This is a genomic window from Alistipes sp. CAG:268 (assembly GCA_000434235.1).
Taxonomy (GTDB): Bacteria; Bacteroidota; Bacteroidia; order Bacteroidales; family Rikenellaceae; genus Alistipes; species Alistipes avistercoris.
This window is the reverse complement of the sequence record FR892005.1, coordinates 138,432-141,870: the sequence shown is the minus strand read 5'-3', so window position 1 is coordinate 141,870 and position 3,439 is coordinate 138,432. Positions and strand designations below refer to the sequence as shown.

General features: G+C 65.8%; 2 protein-coding genes. Both read left to right on the top strand.

Features of this window, described 5'->3' with window-relative positions; genetic code table 11:
* Positions 1-603 (top strand): efflux RND transporter periplasmic adaptor subunit (locus QZL63_RS07305; RefSeq protein ID WP_290586392.1); only part of this gene is annotated, 603 nt, incomplete at its 5' end.
* Positions 604-618: 15 nt separating this feature from the next.
* The coding region (locus QZL63_RS07300) for an efflux RND transporter permease subunit (RefSeq protein ID WP_290586389.1) at positions 619-3,439 on the top strand (2,821 nt) is incomplete at its 3' end.

The following is a 3,439-nucleotide window of genomic DNA, read 5'->3' as shown; positions in this document are numbered from 1 at the left end:
GGCGGCACGGCCGTACGCTCGCCCATGCGCGGGTACGTGAAGCGCCTGCTGGTCGGCGATGGCGACTACGTCACCGTCGGGCAGCCCCTGCTGACCCTCACGCAGAACCGCCGCCTGCAGCTGCGCGCCGATGTCCCGGAGCGCTGCTACCCGCAGCTCGGGAGCCTCACCGGGGCCAACTTCCGCACCGCCTCCGGGGAGAAGGTCTACAGCACCGGAGAACTCGGAGGACGGCTGGTGGCCTACGGCCGCAGTTCCGACGACGCGGCGGCCTACATTCCCGTGACTTTCGCCTTCGACAACCTCGGCGACATCCTCCCCGGATCGTTCGCCGAGGTGTGGCTGCTCGCCGCCCCGCGGCAGGGAATCATCAGCCTGCCCGTCTCGGCCCTCACCGAGGAGCAGGGCGTCTACTTCGTCTACGTCCAGCTCGACGAATCGTGCTACCGCAAGCAGCCCGTCGTGACGGGCGCCACGGACGGCGAGCGCGTGGAGATCGTCGAGGGGCTCCGGGAGGGCGAGCGCGTCGTCATGCAGGGTGCCGTACACGTTCGGCTGGCCTCAGCAAGCAACGCCATCCCGGCCCATACGCACAACCACTAAAAACCGCACCGCGACATGCTGAACAGAATCATCCGCTTTTCGCTGCAGAACCGCCTGCTGGTTCTCGTCGCGTCGGTGCTGCTGCTCGTGGCCGGCACCTACCGGGCCATCCACGCCGAGGTCGATGTCTTCCCCGACCTGAACGCCCCGACGGTCGTCGTCATGACCGAAGCCAACGGCATGGCCGCCGAAGAGGTCGAGCAGTTGGTCACCTTTCCCATAGAGACCGCCGTGAACGGCGCCACGGGCGTGCGCCGCGTCCGCTCCTCATCGACCACCGGCTTCTCGGTCGTCTGGGTCGAGTTCGAATGGGGCACAGACATCTACCTCGACCGTCAGATCGTCTCCGAGAAGCTCGCCGCCATCGGCGAGAGCCTTCCCGACAATGTCGGCAACCCGACGCTCGGGCCCCAGTCGTCGATCCTCGGCGAGCTGCTCATCGTCGGCCTGACGGCCGACAGCACCTCGATGCTCGACCTGAGGACGCTGGCCGACTGGACAATCCGCCCGCGGCTGCTCTCGACCGGAGGCGTGGCGCAGGTGGCCGTACTCGGCGGCGACGTCAAGGAGTACCAGATCCTGCTCCACCCCGAGCGCATGAAGCACTACGGCGTGAGCCTCGGCGAGGTGATGGCCGTCACGCGCGGGATGAACCGCAACACCAACGGCGGCGTCATCTACCAGTACGGCAACGAATACATCGTGCGCGGCGTGGTCTCGACCGACGACGTCGCCCAGATGGGCCGGGCCGTGGTCAAGAGCGCGGACGGCACCCCGATCCGCCTCTCCGACATCGCCGACGTGCGGGTGGGCGCCCAGCAGCCCAGGCTGGGCCTGGCCTCCGAAAAGGGGCGTCCGGCGGTGCTTCTGACCGTGACCAAACAGCCCGATACGGGAACCATCGAGCTGACCGAAAAACTCGAGGAGGCCCTCGCCGACCTGCAGAAGAACCTGCCCCGGGACGTGAAGGTCTCGACCGACATCTTCCGCCAGTCTCGCTTCATCGAGAGTTCGATCGACAACGTGCAGAACTCGCTCTTCGAGGGGGCCATATTCGTGGTCATCATCCTCTTCCTCTTCCTGGCCAACGTCCGCCCGACGCTCATCTCGCTCATCACGCTGCCGCTCTCGCTGCTCGTCTCGATCCTCGTGCTGCACTACCTCGGGCTGACGCTCAACACGATGAGCCTCGGCGGCATGGCCATCGCCATCGGCTCGCTCGTCGATGACGCCATTGTCGATGTGGAGAACGTCTGGAAGCACCTGCGCGAGAACCGGCAGCTGCCGACAGCACAACGCCGCCCGGTCATCGAGGTGGTCTTCGACGCCTCGCGCGAGGTGCGCATGCCGATCCTCAACTCGACACTCATCATCGTCGTCAGCTTCATCCCGCTCTTCTTCCTCTCGGGCATGGAGGGGCGCATGCTCATCCCGCTGGGCGTGGCCTTCATCGTGGCGCTCTTCGCCTCGACAATCGTGGCCCTGACGCTCACCCCCGTGCTGTGCAGCTACCTGCTCGGCGGGCGGCGCGACGGAGGCATTCCGAAGGAGGCGTTCGTCGCCGTCTGGCTCAAAAAATACTACCGCAGCGCCCTGCTCTGGGCACTCAACCACAAACGGAGCGTGCTCTCGGCCACTGCCGTGCTCTTCCTCGCCGCACTGGGCACCTTCTTCACGCTCGGGCGGAGTTTCCTGCCCTCGTTCAACGAGGGGTCGTTCACGATCAACGTCAGCACCCTGCCGGGCATCTCGCTCGAGGAGTCGGACCGCATCGGACGGCAGGCCGAGGAGCTGCTGCTCTCGATCCCCGAAATCCGGACCGTGGCCCGCAAGACGGGCCGCGCCGAGCTCGACGAGCACGCCCTGGGCGTCAATGTCTCGGAGATCGAGGCACCGTTCGAACTCGACGGCCGCTCGCACCGCGAGCTGCTCAACGACGTGCGGCAGAAGCTCTCGACCATCGTAGGGGCCAACATCGAGATCGGACAGCCGATCAGCCACCGCATCGACGCCATGCTGAGCGGCACGCAGGCCAGCATCGCCATCAAGCTCTTCGGCGACGACCTGAACCGCATGTTCTCGATCGCCAACCGCATCAGGGAGGAGATCTCCGGCGTCGAGGGCATCGCCGACCTGAACGTCGAGCAACAGATCGAACGTCCGGAGCTGAAGATCGTTCCGCGACGCGAAATGCTCGCACGCTACGGCATCACGCTCCCGGCCTTCAACGAATTCGTCGCCGTAAACATGGCCGGCGAGGTGGTCTCGCAGGTCTACGAACAGGGCAAGACCTTCAACCTGGTGGTGCGCGCCGACGAGGCGAACCGCGGCTCAATGGAGCGGATCCGCGACCTGATGATCAACGACGGCGAGGGCAACCCCATCCCGCTCTCGTACGTGGCCGACGTAGTCTCGTCGAGCGGTCCGAACACGATCAACCGGGAGAACGTCAAGCGCAAGATCGTCATCTCGGCCAACACCGACGGCCGCGACCTGCGCAGCGTGGTGAACGACATCCGCGAACGTGTCGATGCATCGATCGAGCTGCCCGAGGGCTACCACATCGAATACGGCGGGCAGTTCGAAAGCGAGCAGGCGGCCAGCCGCACGCTGCTGCTCACCTCGCTCATGAGCATCGTCGTGATCTTCCTGCTGCTCTACATGGAGTTCCACAACCCGCTGCAGAGCGGCGTGGTGCTGCTCAACCTGCCGCTGGCGCTCATCGGCGGCGTCTTCGCCCTGCGCCTGACCACCGGCGAGGTGAGCATCCCGGCCATCATCGGCTTCATCTCGCTCTTCGGCATCGCCACACGCAACGGCATGCTGCTGCTGAACC